The organism is Tabrizicola caldifontis (assembly GCF_004762095.1).
Taxonomy (GTDB): domain Bacteria; phylum Pseudomonadota; class Alphaproteobacteria; order Rhodobacterales; family Rhodobacteraceae; genus Tabrizicola; species Tabrizicola caldifontis.
Map to the genome: position 1 here is coordinate 201,020 of NZ_SIJH01000002.1, position 15,135 is coordinate 216,154.

At 66.0% G+C, this 15,135-nt stretch carries 13 protein-coding genes and 1 tRNA gene; 7 read left to right on the forward strand and 7 right to left on the reverse strand.

The window, feature by feature from the left end; all coding sequences use genetic code 11:
- Positions 1–33 precede the first annotated feature (33 nt).
- The 4 genes from EYB42_RS02545 (at position 34) to EYB42_RS02560 (ending at position 3,652) form a co-directional block, all read left to right on the forward strand.
- Positions 34–1,161 (forward strand): COG4223 family protein, encoded by a 1,128-nt coding sequence (locus EYB42_RS02545; RefSeq protein WP_135447859.1) that lies wholly within the window; start codon positions 34–36, stop codon positions 1,159–1,161.
- The gene (locus EYB42_RS02550) at positions 1,162–2,634 is read left to right on the forward strand and encodes a heme biosynthesis protein HemY (RefSeq protein ID WP_135447863.1); all 1,473 of its coding nucleotides are present in this window, start codon (positions 1,162–1,164) and stop codon (positions 2,632–2,634) included.
- 50 nt (positions 2,635–2,684) lie between these two features.
- Positions 2,685–2,760, forward strand: a tRNA-Thr gene (locus EYB42_RS02555).
- Positions 2,761–2,851: 91 nt separating this feature from the next.
- The gene (locus tag EYB42_RS02560) at positions 2,852–3,652 is read left to right on the forward strand and encodes an HpcH/HpaI aldolase family protein (RefSeq protein ID WP_240783936.1); all 801 of its coding nucleotides are present in this window, start codon (positions 2,852–2,854) and stop codon (positions 3,650–3,652) included.
- Positions 3,653–3,883: 231 nt separating this feature from the next.
- Here EYB42_RS02560 and mgrA read toward each other — a convergent pair whose 3' ends face one another.
- Positions 3,884–4,909, reverse strand: coding sequence for an L-glyceraldehyde 3-phosphate reductase (gene mgrA, locus EYB42_RS02565; protein ID WP_135447865.1), 1,026 nt, complete (start codon positions 4,907–4,909; stop codon positions 3,884–3,886).
- An 86-nt stretch (positions 4,910–4,995) separates the two neighbouring features.
- On the opposite strand from mgrA, the gene EYB42_RS02570 reads away from it, so the two are divergent.
- Positions 4,996–5,835 carry a YihY/virulence factor BrkB family protein gene (locus tag EYB42_RS02570; protein ID WP_135447867.1) on the forward strand — a complete coding sequence of 280 codons (840 nt, stop codon included), beginning with the start codon at positions 4,996–4,998 and terminating at the stop codon, positions 5,833–5,835.
- 104 nt (positions 5,836–5,939) lie between these two features.
- Here the strand turns inward: EYB42_RS02570 and xylA are convergent, their stop codons facing one another.
- The 5 genes from xylA to EYB42_RS02595 form a co-directional block, all read right to left on the reverse strand.
- Positions 5,940–7,241: a xylose isomerase gene (gene xylA / locus EYB42_RS02575; protein ID WP_135447869.1), complete on the reverse strand. Its 1,302-nt coding sequence runs from the start codon at positions 7,239–7,241 to the stop codon at positions 5,940–5,942.
- Positions 7,238–8,674, reverse strand: coding sequence for a xylulokinase (gene xylB / locus EYB42_RS02580; RefSeq protein ID WP_135447871.1), 1,437 nt, complete (start codon positions 8,672–8,674; stop codon positions 7,238–7,240). The genes xylA and xylB overlap by 4 nt, the downstream gene beginning before the upstream one ends.
- A gap of 1 nt (position 8,675) precedes the next feature.
- Entirely contained in the window at positions 8,676–9,437 is a 762-nt protein-coding gene (locus EYB42_RS02585) for an ATP-binding cassette domain-containing protein (RefSeq protein ID WP_135447874.1), read from the reverse strand.
- Positions 9,438–9,450: 13 nt separating this feature from the next.
- Entirely contained in the window at positions 9,451–10,842 is a 1,392-nt protein-coding gene (locus EYB42_RS02590; protein WP_135447876.1) for a sugar ABC transporter permease, read from the reverse strand.
- Between the two features lie 149 nt (positions 10,843–10,991).
- Positions 10,992–12,017 carry a substrate-binding domain-containing protein gene (locus EYB42_RS02595; RefSeq protein WP_135447878.1) on the reverse strand — a complete coding sequence of 342 codons (1,026 nt, stop codon included), beginning with the start codon at positions 12,015–12,017 and terminating at the stop codon, positions 10,992–10,994.
- Positions 12,018–12,227: 210 nt separating this feature from the next.
- On the opposite strand from EYB42_RS02595, the gene EYB42_RS02600 reads away from it, so the two are divergent.
- Positions 12,228–13,508 (forward strand): ROK family transcriptional regulator, encoded by a 1,281-nt coding sequence (locus EYB42_RS02600; RefSeq protein ID WP_135447880.1) that lies wholly within the window; start codon positions 12,228–12,230, stop codon positions 13,506–13,508.
- A 45-nt stretch (positions 13,509–13,553) separates the two neighbouring features.
- On the opposite strand, the gene EYB42_RS02605 is transcribed toward EYB42_RS02600, so the two are convergent.
- Positions 13,554–14,393: an SDR family oxidoreductase gene (locus EYB42_RS02605; protein WP_135447882.1), complete on the reverse strand. Its 840-nt coding sequence runs from the start codon at positions 14,391–14,393 to the stop codon at positions 13,554–13,556.
- An 87-nt stretch (positions 14,394–14,480) separates the two neighbouring features.
- On the opposite strand from EYB42_RS02605, the gene EYB42_RS02610 reads away from it, so the two are divergent.
- On the forward strand, positions 14,481–15,116 hold the full coding sequence (locus tag EYB42_RS02610; protein WP_135447883.1) for a class I SAM-dependent DNA methyltransferase: 636 nt from the start codon (positions 14,481–14,483) through the stop codon (positions 15,114–15,116).
- The last annotated feature ends 19 nt before the right edge of the window (positions 15,117–15,135 follow it).

The window sequence follows — 15,135 nt, forward strand, 5'->3', positions numbered from 1 at the left end:
TGAACCCAGGCCAGAGGCGAAAGGGCCGCACCCATGGCACAGCGCATGACCCCCGAAACCGAGCCCCCCGTCGAAGCGCCGGATGCGCCGGTTGATGTGTCTGTCGCCGAACCTGGGCCGGAACCAGTGCCTCATCCGGCGGGGCTTTCCGGTGATGATCCCTCCGAACCAAAGTCCGGGATCGTTCCGGCCCCGGCCCAACCGCGCCGATCGGGTTTCTTTGCCGCGCTGCTGGGCGGGGTACTGGCGGCCGTGCTGGGGTTCGGTCTGTCGCACTACAACGTCTTCGGCCTGTCTGCCCCGGACCAAAGTGGCGCGCTGGCCGCGCTTGATCAGCGTCTGACCGAAAGCCTTTCTGCCGTCCGTTCTGACGAGGCCGCGCTGGCATCGCTGCGCGCCGATCTTGCCGCGCTAAGCGACCGCGTGGCCAGGCTCGAGGCCGCCCCCGCACCGGAACCCCCCGATCTCTCGGCGCTGGATGAGCTTGACCGCCGCATTGCTGCCATCGAGGCCCTGCCCGCCGGGGATGGCGGGCCTTCGACGGCTGCGCTGGCCGCGAAACTGGCCGATCTGGAACGGCAGCTCGCCGCCGTGCCCCGTGGCGTGGATCTGGCCGACTTGCAGGCTGCGCTTGACCGGCTTTCCGCGGCCGAGGCCGAGGCCGAAAGTCGCGCGGCAGAGGCGGCGGCGGCCGCCAGGGCCGCCGCCAGGGCCCAGGCGCTGGACGCTCTGCGCGCGGCCGTTGCATCGGGTGCCGATTTCCAGGCCGAACTCGCGGCGGTGGCTGACCCCGGTCTGACTGCGGTGCTGGCCCCCTACGTCAGTGGCGCATCGACGCTGGCCGACTTGCAGGCCGACTTTCCTGAGGCCGCGCGGCAGGCGTTGCAACTGGCGCGCAAGGCGTCCGGTGGCGGCGGATGGGCCGACCGGCTGGTGGCATTCCTTGCGGCCCAGACCGGTGCCCGGTCGCTTGCCCCGCGCGAGGGCGACGATCCGGATGCCGTCCTGTCGCGCGCCGAATTCGCCCTTTCGGAAGGCCGGCTTGCGGATGCGCTGACCGAACTTTCCAGCCTGGATGCCGCAATCCGCGGCCCGCTTGATGGCTGGATCGCAAGGGCCGAGGCGCGGCTGGCCGTCGATGCAGCGCTGGAGGGTCGCTAGATGCTGTGGTCTTTGGCCAAGGTCATCCTTTTCGTCGCCTTCATCGCCGCGCTTGCGCTGGGCGTGGGGCTTCTGGCCGAAACGGGCGAGGCGATGCGGATCACCGTCGCCGGATGGGAATTCACCATTGGTCCCGTGCAGGCCGTGGTTCTGGCCGGGTTGCTGCTGGCTGCCGTCTGGCTGACGCTAAAGGTTCTGGGCCTGATCGCCGCCGTCATCCACTTTCTGAACGGCGACGAAACCGCGATCTCGCGCTACTTCGATCGCAACCGCGAGCGCAAGGGTTTCACGGCCCTGTCCGAAAGCATGCTGGCCCTGGCCTCGGGCGAGCCGAAGCTGGCGCTCTCGCGCGCCCAGGCGGCCGAACGTTTGCTGGGCAAGCCCGAGATCACCACGCTTCTGGTTGCCCAGGCGGCCGAGGCTGCGGGGGATGGCAAGCGCGCGACCGAGGCCTACAAGGCGCTGCTGGCCGACGAAAAGACCCGCTTTGTCGGGGTGCGCGGCCTCTTGCATCAGAAGCTGGCAGAAGGCGACCGCGAAGTTGCGCTGAAACTGGCCGAGAAGGCTTATCAGCTGCGTCCGAAACATGCCGAGACGCTGGATATCCTGCTGAAGCTGCAATCCGATGCAGGCGACTGGTCCGGTGCGCGGGCGACCCTGGGTGCGAAGCTGCGCGCCGGAACCCTGCCGAAAGACGTGTTCCGTCGCCGCGATGCGGTGCTGGCCCTGCAACAGGCGCAGACAGTTATTGACGAATCCGCCAGCATCGAGGCACGCGAGGCTGCGATCGAGGCGAACCGGCTGTCGCCCGACCTGATTCCCGCGGCCGCCCTGGCCGCGCGCGCCTATATCGAGAAGGGCGACAAGAAGAACGCAACGCGTGTGCTGAAGAAGGCCTGGGAGGTCATGCCCCATCCCGACCTTGCCGCCGCCTTCGCTGCGATAGAACCCGATGAAACCCCCGTCGAGCGGCTGAAGCGGTTCCGGACCCTGACCGCCCTGCGCCCCGAGAATGACGAAACGCGGATGCTAGAGGCCGAGCTTCTGCTGGCGGTCGAGGACTTCCCCGCAGCGCGCCGCGCGCTGGGCGATGTGGCGACACGGCATCCGACGCAACGGTCACTGGCGATTCTGGCCGCCATTGCGCGTGGCGAGGGCGCCGAAGAGGCGCTGATCCGCGATCTTGTCGCCAAGGCCATTGCCGCCCCGCGCGGCCCGCAGTGGTGCTGCGACAAGTGCCAGGCCATCCATGCCAGCTGGCAGCCCGTCTGCAGCAACTGCGGCGGGTTCGACACACTCAGCTGGCGCGAGCCGCCTTCGCTGGCGACGCCCTCGCCCGCCCTGGCCGATCTGCTTCCGTTGATCGAGGCCCGCCCGGAACCCGTGCCGGAGCCCGAGCCCGAGGCTGTCCGCGAAGCCGAACCGCCAGAGGACCAGACCCCGCTGGACGAGATCGCGCGGCGTGCAAATTAGGGCTACACTCTGCCGTGGCCCGATGCTAAGAGCCTGCGCACGAAAAGGATGCCGGTGTAGCTCAGCTGGTAGAGCACGTCATTCGTAATGATGGGGTCGGGGGTTCGAGTCCCTTCACCGGCACCATCCTTTTCGGTTTCTCCCTTGAACACGACAGAACTTTCCCCCCACTGTCCGTTGCGGCAAGCAAGCCGTAATGCAGATGCAGGAGAATGGGATGACACGGTTGCGCGCGGTCTGGGCGCAGGGGCGGTCCGCTCTGAACGGCTGGTGTGCGATCGGCAACCCCTTCGTGGCCGAGATCATGGCAGCGCAGGGGTTCGATTCGCTGACCATCGACATGCAGCATGGCGCGCTGGACTACAGCGACCTTCTGCCCATGTTGCAGGCGATGCGCGCCAGCGGGGCAACGCTTCTGGCCCGCGTGCCCTGGCTTGACCCCGCCCATGTGATGAAGGCGCTGGATGCCGGGGCCGAGGGTGTGATCTGCCCGATGGTGAACACCCCGGAAGATGCCGCGCGGCTGGTCAGCTACCTGCGCTATCCGCCGCAGGGTGTGCGCAGCTTCGGGCCGACGCGCGCAGTCTTTGCCCTGGGCGCGGATTATGCCGAACGCGCTAATGCCGAGGTTCTGGCCTTCGCCATGATCGAGACGGCCGAAGCGCTTGCGAACCTCGACGCGATCGTGGCGACGCCGGGCCTTGACGGGATCTATGTCGGACCGGCCGACCTGAGCCTTTCGGTCAGCGAGGGCCGCCTGCCCTTCGGCATGGATCGCGAGGAACCCGAGATGATCGGCCACCTGCAGAAGATCGCGGCAGCCTGTCAGGCGCGCGGGATCGTCGCGGGCCTGCATTGCGGAACACCGGACTATGCCCATCGTGCTATCGGGTGGGGGTTCCGGATGGTGACCGTCGGCGGCGACACGCGGTTTCTGTCCTCTGCGGCGGCGGCTGCCGTCGCCGGCTTTCGCAATCTGACGGGCGCAGCGGGCGGTCGATCGCCCCACGGTTACTGAGCCGGGGCCGGATCGCCCTTGTCCGGGGGCTCGTCCCGTCGGCCCCCGTATCATGATCAGGCCCAAGGCTGGGCCGTGGCTGACGGTCGGTGCAGCCTGCGGGCGAAAGGGTCAGGAAACGCCCCGTTTGAAGGCGCTTCCTCCCCGATGACGCAGACCCTGACGCCGGACCCGGCCTTCAGGGCGCCAGCCGTGCCGTTCCTCTGGCCGGGTGGGAGCGGTCCCCGGTGGTCAGTTTTCGGAAGAGCTGGCCCAGAGGTTCAGTTCCTTCTCCTCCGAGATCGAGTCGATCTGCGCCAGTTCCTCGGGCGTGAAGTCGAGGTTCCCGATCGCGCCGCAGCAGTCGATCACCTGCTCTGGCCGGCTGGCGCCGATCAGCGCGCTGGTGATACCACCGTTCCGCAGCACCCAGGCAATCGCCATTTGCGCAAGGGTCTGGCCGCGCGCCGCGGCCATGTCGTTCAACCGGCGCACCGAGGCGATGGCCTTCTCTACCGCCGCAGGATCAAGCGACTTGCCCTGCGTTGCCCGGCTGCCCGCCGGGATGCCGTTCAGATACTTGCTGGTCAGGATCCCCTGGGCCAGCGGCACGAAGGCGATCGAGCCGACGCCCAGTTCTTTCAGCGTGTCCTTCAGCCCATCCGTTTCGACCCAGCGGTTCAGGATGTTGTAGCTGGGCTGATGGATCAGAAGCGGCGTGCCGAGGTCCTTCAGGATCGCCACCGCCTCGCGCGTGCGCTGGCTGTTGTAGCTGGAGATGCCTATGTATTGCGCCCGGCCCGAGCGTACGATGTGGTCCAGTGCGCCCATGGTTTCTTCCAGCGGTGTGTCAGGGTCGAAACGGTGGGAATAGAAGATGTCCACATAGTCCAGACCCATCCGCTTAAGCGACTGATCGCATGAGGCGATCAGGTATTTCCGGCTGCCCCATTCGCCATAGGGGCCATCCCACATCAGGTAGCCGGCCTTGGAGGAGATGATCAGCTCGTCGCGCAGGCCGCGGAAATCGGTTTTCAGAATTTCGCCGAAGGCTTCCTCGGCGCTGCCGGGGGGCGGGCCATAGTTGTTGGCCAGGTCGAAATGGGTGATGCCGTGATCGAAGGCGGTCCGGCAGATCGCCTGCTTGGTGGCATGCGGCGTGTCGTGGCCGAAGTTGTGCCAAAGGCCAAGGCTGATGGCAGGCAGCTTCAGGCCGGACCGGCCGCAGCGGTTGTAGATCATCCGGTCATAGCGGTTGGCGGCGGGGATATAGGTCATGATGTCCTCCTGTTGCCGCTACCATTTCACGCAGGTCGTGCGGCTTCAAGTTGCGCGGGCCCGGTTTTCCGGGGAATGCTGGCGGCATGAGGCGGTTGCGGCAGCTTTGGGACTTCATCATCGCGGTCATCGGCAGGGTCGGCGATGGCCATTTCGGCCTGGTTGCCGCCGGTGTGGCCTTTTACGCAATGTTCGCCGTCTTTCCAGGCCTGGGCGCGGCGGTGGCGGTATGGGGCCTGTTCGCGGACCCCGGGGTGATCCAGGGCTATCTGGAAGTTGCCGAGCGGTTCCTGCCGCCCGAGGCCCGGCAGTTGATCCACGATCAGGTGATGGGCCTGATCATGGCGCCCCGCGCCGCGCTGCAATGGACGACCGTGGTGTCGCTGGTGATCGCGCTCTATTCGGCGCGGGCGGGTGTGTCGGCCCTGATCCAGGGGCTGGATGTGGTGCATCGGTCCAAGCCGCGCCGCTGGATCTGGGGCTATGTGGTCGATTTCATCCTGACCCTGGCGCTGATCGGGGCGCTGTTCGTGGCGCTGGTCACGATCGTCGTGGTGCCGATCCTGCTCAGCTATGTGCAGCTTGGCACTTTCGAGGCCTGGCTGACCAAGGTTCTGCCCTTCGGCGCCATGTTCCTTCTGGTGCTGACCTGCCTGTCGATCCTGTATCGCTTCGGCCCCAACGTCGAGGGCGGGTTCCGTTCCCCCTGGATCACGGTCGGCGTTCTGGTCGCCACCGCGGCCTGGGCCGGGGTATCCATCGGCTTTTCGATCTATCTGGCGAACTTCAACAGCTACAACGCGATCTACGGTTCGATCGGCGCCGTCATCATCCTGATGATGTGGCTCTATCTCAGCGTCTGGGCGGTGCTTCTGGGTGGGGCGATCAACGCCGAACTCGATGCCCGGCTGCGCCGAAAACGCTGAAGGCCGAAGGCCTTGCCACGCCATGGCGACGAGTGCTGAGCAGAACGACGCCGAAGCCATTGCAGGCTCCGGCATGATGTTTCTGAAGAAATCGGTTCGCCCGATCAGACGAAACGGTTCCAGAGATTTTCCAGCCGTTCCTGGCGACTGGATTTCGGCTGCGGTTCGATCCCTTCGGCGATCACGCGGGCGGCGGCCTCTTCCAGGGTGCCCTTCAGCATGGCCTGCGCGGCCGGGGACTCCCATCCGGCATAACGGGCCTTGCGGGCGGCCTCCAGCTCGCCGCTTTGCAGAAGTGCAGCGGCGCATTTCAGCGCGCGGGCGCAGGTGTCCATGCCCCCGACATGGGCCAGGACCAGATCCTCGGGGTCCAGGCTTTGCCGGCGGATCTTGGCGTCAAAGTTGGTGCCGCCGGTGGTGTATCCGCCCGCCTTGAGGATTTCATAGAAGGCCAGCGCCTTTTCGGCGTGGTTGTTGGGGAACTGATCGGTGTCCCAGCCGGACTGGTAGTCATTCCGGTTCATGTCGATCGACCCGAAGATGCCCAGCGCGGCGGCAAGCGCGATCTCGTGTTCGAAGCTGTGGCCCGCCAGGATTGCGTGGCCCTGCTCGATGTTGACCTTGACCTCCTTTTCAAGCCCGAAATCGACCAGGAAGCCGTAAACCGTGGCCACGTCATAGTCGTACTGGTGCTTCGAGGGTTCCTGCGGCTTGGGCTCGATCAGGATCGTGCCCTTGAAGCCGATCTTGTGCTTGTAGTCCACGACCTGCTGCAGGAAGCGGCCAGCATGCTGGCGTTCGGCCCGAAGATCGGTGTTCAGAAGGGTCTCATAGCCTTCGCGTCCGCCCCACAGAACGTAATTCTGCCCGCCCAGACGGTGAGTCACATCCATATTGGCCTTCACCGTTGCTGCCGCGTAGGCATACACATCCGGGTCGGGATTGGTGGCCGCGCCGGCCATCCAGCGGCGGTGGCTGAACAGGTTCGCCGTGCCCCAGAGGAGCTTTGCCTTGTGCTTTTCCTGCTTTTCGCCGAGGTAATCGGCGATCTCGTTCAGGTTCCGCAAGGATTCGGCGAAGGTCGCGCCTTCGGGGCGAACGTCGGCGTCGTGAAAGCAGTAGAAGGGTTGGCCCAGGATGTCGAACATTTCGAACGCGACATCGGCCTTGAGCTTTGCAAGTTCCATCGTGTCGCCGAACCAGGGGCGTTCAAAGGTCTGTCCGCCAAAGGGGTCGCCGCCGGGCCATGCGAAGCTGTGCCACCACGCGACGGCAAAGCGCAGGTGGTCCTCCAGCCGCTTGCCCATGACGATTTCGTCGGGGTTGTAGTGGCGGAAGGCGAATTCGTTTGTGCTTTCCGGCCCCTCGTACCGGATGGCGGGAATACCCTTGAAGAAGTCGGTCATGTCAGGTCCTTGATGGCGGATTGGGCTGCGCGGAACCTTGCATGGCCCGCGTCAAAGGCGTCCTTCAGGGAAGGATCGGGGTTAATGGTACGGGCGATCTGCGGCAGGGTGGCGATTTCGGCCCCGGCGCCGGTCGCGGCCATCAGGCCCAGGCGAGCGGCCCCGAAGGCCCCGCCGAAATCGCCCGCCACGGGCAGCTGCACCGGGCAATCCAGCGCCGTCGCGAGCAACTTAAGCCAGTAGTCAGAGCGCGAGCCGCCCCCGACCGCCAGCAGATGTTCCAGCCTCGTGCCGGTCGCGGCCAGCGCATCGCGGCTGTCGCGGATCGCATAGGTCACGCCCTCCAGCACGGCGCGGGTGGCGGCCTGACGGTCGGTGGCATGTTCCAGCCCGACAAAGGCGCCCCGAACGCTGGCCGAGTTCAGCGGCGTCCTTTCGCCGCCCAGATAGGGCAGGAAGATCGTCTTTCCGGGGGGTTGCAGATCGCCCAGTTCTGCGGTCAGCCGCGCCGCGTCGGTGCCTACCAGCCGCGCATACCAGTTCAGCGCATCGGTCGCGGCCAGGATCACGCCCATCTGGTGCCAGGTGTCGGGCAGGGCATGGCAGAAGGTGTGCACCGCCGTTGCCGGGTCGGGCTGATAGCCGTCGTTTGCCGCGAACAGCACGCCCGAGGTGCCCAAGGAGACGAAGGCCTCGCCCGCGCGGACCACGCCCACCCCAACGCCCGAGGCTGCGTTGTCGCCGCCGCCACCGGCAACGACCACGCCCTTCGGCAGGCCCCAGCGGTCGGCCAGTGCATCGCGCAGGGTGCCTGACACCTGACTGCCCTCGACCAGCCGGGGCATCTGGGCACGCGACAGGCCGGTTGCCGCCAGCAGATCGTCAGACCAGTCACGCCGCCCGGTATCCAGCCAGCTGGTCCCGGCGGCATCCGACATTTCGCCCACATGCTCGCCCGTCAGCCAGAGGCGCAGGTAATCCTTCGGCAGAAGAACCTTGGCGACCTTTTCCCAGACACGCGGTTCGTGGCGCCGCACCCACACCAGCTTGGGCGCGGTGAAGCCGGGAAAGACGATGTTGCCGGTGATACGACGGAACATTGGGTCGCCGTCCAGCTCGGCTGCCTCTGCGTGGCTGCGGGTGTCGTTCCACAGGATGCAGGGGCGCAACACCTCGTCCGCCGCATCAAGGATCGTGGCGCCGTGCATGTGGCCTGACAGGCCGATGCCCCTGACCGCCCCCAGCCCCTTGGCCGCCAGTGCATCCAGCACGGTTTCGGCGGCGGTGATCCAGTCGGACGGGGCCTGTTCGCTCCATCCCTCATGCGGCCGGCTTACGGTAAGCGGGGCCGTGGCTTCGGCCAGGACCGTCTGGTCCTCGCCGATCAGGATGCCCTTCAACCCGGATGTGCCTAGGTCCAGCCCGATGTACATGTCAGGCCGCCTTCGCTGGCTTCTTGCCCAGGATGATCATGCCCAGGATGTCCTCGTCGGTCACTTCATCGACGTTGACGGTGCCGACCAGCTGACCGTTCTTCATCACGGATGCCCGGTCGCACAGCTTCATCACGTTGTGGATGTCGTGTTCGATCAGAAAGATGCCCAGGCCCTGCGCCTTCAGCTCCTGGATCAGTTCGGACACCATCTGGGTTTCATGCGGCCCCAGCGCGGCGGTGGGTTCGTCCATGATCAGGATCTTGGCGTTGAAATAGACCGCGCGTGCGATGGCGACCGACTGACGCTGCCCGCCCGACAGTGCGGACACAGGCACGTTGAACTTGCGGAAGTTCGGGTTCAGCCGCCCCATGATCTTGCGTGTCTCGGCCTCCATGGCGCTTTCGTCGACGAAGCCGAAACTGTTCACGATCTCGCGCCCGAGGAACAGGTTCGAGGCAGCGTCCAGGTTGTCGGCCAGCGCCAGCGTCTGGTAGATCGTCTCGATGTTCAGCGCGCGCGCGTCGCGCGGGTTGTTGATCTCGACTTCCTTGCCATTGATGAAGATCTGCCCGCTGTCGGCCTTGTAGGCGCCCGACAGACACTTGATCAGCGTGGACTTGCCCGCACCGTTGTGGCCCAGCAGGCCCACGACTTCGCCGGGGTAAAGATCGACCGTGACGTGATCGACGGCCTTGATCCCCCCGAAGGCGATCGAGATGTCACGCATTTCGACAAGAGGGGTTCCGGTTCTGTCTACCATGATCTTGGCCCCTTCACTTGATGCGCTTGCGGTAAACGATGTCGAGGAACACGGCGAACACCAGGGCGATGCCGATCACGATGCGCTGGTACGAGCCGTCGCCGAATCCGATCAGCACCATGCCGGTTTGCAGGCTGGTCAGGATCAGCGCGCCGATGATCGCGCCATGGATCGTGCCCACGCCGCCGGCCAGCGAGGTGCCGCCCACGACGGCCGCAGCGATGACGTAAAGCTCGTCCAGGTTGCCCATCGCGTTGGTGGCGCTGTTCTGGCGGGCCGAGCCGATGACAGCCGCGATCCCGGCCAGCGCCCCCATCAGGGTGAAGATCTTCACCGTCATCGCGCGCGTGTTGATGCCCGACAGCGTCGCCGCCTCGGGGTTGCCGCCGATGGCAAAGACATAGCGGCCGAAGCGCGTGCGGGTCATCAGGACCGTCATGAAGATGGCCACCGCTATCATGATCAGCACCGGATAGGCGTAGCCGTGGCCGAAGCTGGCGCAGACATCGGTATAGATCGTGTCGTTCGCCTGAGCACAGGCCGGTGGCTCCTGGCCAAGCTGGCTGTAGTACTTCTGAATGTTTCCGCGCGGCCAGATGTAGGAGTTGAACAGCGCCGTCGTGCCGATGATGACCGCGCAGACCAGGCCGATAACGAAGGTTTCGGCCCAGACAGGGCGCAGCGGGAACCCGTGCCGCTGGCGCGACTTGCGACCGTTCAGGAAGGCCCAAACCACGAAGGCGCAGGCGATCACGCCGAAGATCCAGCTGCCGGTGCGGCCCAGCGCCCCGAAGGAGCCGCCGCCGATCAGCGAGAAGGTCTCGTCCAGGGGCGCGATGGTCTTGCCGCCGGCAACCAGGAAGGCCGCGCCGCGCCACACCAGAAGGCCGCCCAGCGTGACGATGAAGGCGGGGATCGACAGGTAGGCGATCAGCACTCCCTGGAACGCACCGATCAGCGCACCCATGACGATGCCGAAGGTGACCGTGATGATCCAGATTGACGGATGGCCCAGCCCCAGCGCCGGTGTCAGGTATTCGACCTGCAACAGGCCCATGTACATGCCCACCATGCCCATGATCGAACCCACCGACAGGTCGATGTTGCGGGTGATGATGACCAGCACCATGCCCGTGGCCATGATCCCGATATAGGCGGTCTGCACCGAAAGGTTCCACAGGTTTCGCGGCGTCAGGAAGCCGTTCGCCTCGGCCTGGCTGGCGCCCAGCAGCATCGAGGGACGGCCAAGGACGAAGGTCGAATAGGCCTCGAAGGCCAGCCAGATCAGCAGCAGCGCGCCGACCATGCCCAGAAGGCGCGGATCGATCTCGGTTGCGCGCAGGAAACGGGTGAAGCCGCTTTCCTTGGATGCTTGGGAAGCAGGGGAATGGGGGGTGTCGGTCATGTCCTCGTCCAGCCTGAGAGGGGATGGGCCTGTGCCGATGCCGTGCGCGGGGAAAGCGCAGCTTCAGGCCCCGGCTTCGGGGCGACGGACCGGCCAGAAGAAGGCGACCGGCGCCGCCCCTGCGGGACGGCGCCGGCAATCAGACCAGATTACTGGCAGGCAGGAACGTCGGGCATCGCGCCTTCGCAGGCCTGTTCCTTGGAGATGTGGCCCGCTTCGATCGCGACGCCGATCGTTTCCTTGGTGATCGGGGTCGGGGTCAGCAGGATGGCATTCATCTCGATGCCCTTCTCGCCGCCCGAGAACTTGACCGCGCCCGGGATCGAGTCCAGCGCCGCGCCTTCAGCCAGCGCCGAGGCGATTTCGCCCGCGGCCTTGCCCAGCTGGCGGGCGTCCTTCCAGACCGAGACGGTCTGCGTGCCGCGCGCCACGCGGTTGATCGCGGCAAGGTCGCCGTCCTGTCCGCCCAGCGGAACGTTCAGGCCCTGCGCGGCCAGCGCAGCCGCCACACCGCCCGCCATGCCGTCGTTCTGTGCCAGAACGGCATCGATCTGGTTGTTGTTGGCGGTCAGGATCTGTTCCATGTTCTTCTGGGCATTCTCGGGCTTCCAGCCGTCCGAGTTCGCCTCGCCGACGATCTTGATGTCGCCCGAGGCCACGGCCGCACCGATCACCTCTTCCATGCCCTGACGCAGGAAGCCGACGTTCGGGTCGCCCGGGTCGCCCTTGATGATGGCGTAGTTCCCCTTGGGCACCAGCTTGTACACTTCCTGGGCAATGATGCGGCCGACGCCGACGTTGTCGAAGGTCAGGTAGAAGGTGCGGTTGTCCTCGATCAGGCGGTCATAGCCCACGACCGGGATCCCTTCGGCAGCGGCCTTCTCGATGGCCGGGCCGATGGCGTCCTTGTCCCAGGCGTTGATGACCAGCGCATCCACGCCCTGCGCGATCAGCGCGTCGATGTCCGACAGCTGCTTTTCGGCCGAGGACTGGGCGTCGGCCGAGACATATTCGTTGCCGGCGGCTTCGATCGCGGCCTTCATCGCGGCTTCGTCGATCTTCCAGCGCTCTTCCTGGAACTGGGCCCACGAAACACCGATCTTCTTGCCTTCGGCCAGAGCGGCGGACGAGAAGCCGGTCACCGCCAGGACGGCGGCGAGAATTGCGGTACGCATATGTATCCTCCCTATGGATCGGCCATGTTTGACCGGCCCGGCAGATTCGCCGAACGGAAAAAGCCTGCCGTCAATAATTTCAGTTGTCAAAATAAAAATCGTCGTAAAAGCTGAGGTCACATGCCCTGACCCGACCGGCGCGGGCATGGCGGGACGAATGCCTGACAGTTTCCGCAGACGTGGCGCCATTTTACTTCGGAGATCAAAGAAATGCCACCGAAGGCAATCCGTCCGGGCAGCAGCGAGGCGCACAGGGGTGTCGGCCCGCTGATTCCACCGCTGGCAGAATCACAGCGCCCGCTGCGTCAGCAGGTGTTCGAACTGGTGCGTGCTGCGGGGCTGATGCCGCGGGTCCAGGTGGCCAAGGATCTCGGGATCAGTCCGGCCTCGGTCACGACGATAACCTCGGAACTGATCGACGCGGGCCTGATCGAGGAGGTCGCAGCCCAGCGCGACGGCGAGGCCGGGCGCGGCCGCCCGGCCGTGGCCCTGGGTGTGCGCGCCGAGGCACATCGTGTCGCGGGAATGAAGCTGTCCGACCGGGAACATACCGCCGTGATCGTCGATTTCGCAGGCCGGCTGATCGCGGATGACGTCATTCCCAGACGCCCCGGACCGATGTCGGTCAACGAAATCCTTGATGCGATCGAGACCTTGCTGGACAGGGTCTGCATCAAGGCCGGCATGTCCAGGGCCGATCTGTCCGCCGTGGGGATCGGCGTGCCCGGCTTTGTCGATTCTGCCGAAGGCATGGTGCTGTGGTCATCGGTTCTGGCCGACCGGGCGGTGAACCTGTCGAATGCCGCCAGCGCCCGGCTGGGCCTTCCCGTGGCCATCGACAACGACGCGAACCTGGTGGCGCTGGCCGAACTGTGGTTCGGTGCGGGCCGCAGCCTGCCGGATTTCGCCGTGGTCACCATCGAACACGGCGTGGGCATGGGCTTCGTGATGAACCACCGGATCTATCGCGGTGCGCAGCGCGTCGGGATGGAACTGGGCCACACCAAGGTGCAGCTGGATGGTGCGCTTTGCCGCTGCGGTCAGCGCGGCTGCCTGGAGGCCTACATCGCCGACTATGCGCTTGCCCGCGAGGCAACGACCGCGTTGAACTGGGGGCACAAGGAAAGCCAGCCGATCAACGTGCTGCTGGAAAGCCTGTATGATCACGCCAAGGCCGGAAATGCGACGGCCAAATCCATCTTCCGCCGGGCCGGGCGCTACCTGGCGGTTGGCCTGTCGAACGTGGTCAACCTGTTTGACCCTTCGCTGATCATCCTGTCGGGCGAACGGATGCGCTATGATTATCTTTACGCCGCAGAGACATTGGCCGAGATGGAAAACCTGGTCATCGCAACCGGCCGCCCCCGACCGCCGATCGAGATTCATGCCTGGGGCGACCTGCTCTGGGCCCATGGCGCCGCCGCCCTGGCGCTTTCGGCCGTCACCGAGGCGATTCTGACCGGCCAGGTCCTTGGCGTGGCAGCCGAATAGACCTGCCTGCCTTGCGCCCGAGGCCGCACGGCAGGAAGGCGTGGGTCAACGGGTTTCCTCGGCCAGCAGGGCGGCCAGCCCGGCGGGATAGTCCGGGTAAAGCAGGCGGACACCCAGTTCGGTCTTGATCCGGTCGTTCCGCACCCGCTTGGAATCGGCGTAGAAGGCGCGTTGCATCGGCGTCATCTCGGCCTCTTCGAACGGGACGGCCGGCGGATCGGGCAACCCCAGAAGGCGGGCGGCATGGCTCAGCACCTCTTCGGGCGGGCAGGGGTTGTCGTCGCAGACGTTGTAGGCGGCGCCCGGATTCGGATGGCGGATCGAGGCTTCCAGCACCTGGGCGATGTCCTCGACATGGATGCGGCTGAAGACCTGGCCGGGCTTGATGATCCGCCGCGCGGTGCCGTCGCGCACCTTCTCGAAGGGGCCGCGACCGGGGCCGTAGATCCCGGCAAGACGGAAGATGTGGACCGGCAGGCCGGTATCCAGCCATTGCCGTTCGGCCACCACGCGCTGTCGGGCGCGGTCGGATTGCGGGGTCAGGGGTGTTGTTTCGTCCACCCAGCCGCCCTGATGGTCGCCATAGACGCCGGTGGTGGACAGATATCCCACCCATTCTACCTTCGCTTGCGCGATTGCTGGAACCGCCTGCAGGAAGGGATCGCCCAGCGCATCGGGGGCGGCCGAGGCCAGGATATGCGTGGCCTCGGCCAGGGCGGGTGCCAGATCACCCGGCCAGAGCAGCGGTTCGACGCCCTCTGCGCGGAAGGCCTCGGCCTTGGCGGGGTTGCGTGTGGTGCCCACGATGCGCCAGCCCTGCGGTATCAGGCGGCGGGCAAGGGCGCGGGCGGAATAGCCGTGGCCGAGGGAAAGAAGCATGGACATGCGCGCGACTATCGGGGGCCGCGGGGCCGGGTGCAAGGGCTTGCGGCATCCGGCGGCCTGGCCCAATCTGCAAGCCGGAGGTAGGGGATGGTTCAGGGACTGAAAGGCGCGCTGACGCTGACGGGGCCGGAAGCCTGCCTGGCCTATTACCGTGACTGGGCGGCCAGTTACGATGCGGGTTTCGCGGCAGACATGCAGTATCTGCTGCCGGCCCATGTCGCGGCAGCCTTCGCTGGAACCGCCGCTGGCGGGCCGGTGCTGGACGTTGGCGCCGGCACCGGCCTTCTTGCGGAACGGCTGCGCGAGATGGGCTTTACCGGCGAGATTGATGCTGTGGATTTCTCGGCCGAGATGCTGGCCCGGGCCGCGGAAAAGCGGCTCTATTCCAGCCTTTTCCGCGCCGATATCACCCGACCGCTGACCCTGCCGCGGCGGTATGGCGGGATCGTCAGTTCAGGAACCTTCACCGCTGGCCATGTCGGGCCAGAGGCCTTTCCGAACCTTTTGGATGTCGCCCTGCCCGCCGCGCAGTTCGCGCTGTCGATCAACCGCCGGGTCTGGGAAGCAGCAGGCTTCGACCGCGCGCTCGATGGCCTGGCGCGCGAGGGCCGGATTGCCGGGCTTCAGCTGATCGAGGTCGAGATCTATGGCGCGGCAGCGGCGGCGCTGGATGCCGAACATGCCGGCGACCGGGCGCTGATCGCGCTGTTCCGTTCGGTCTGAACAGCTGTCGCAATCCCTT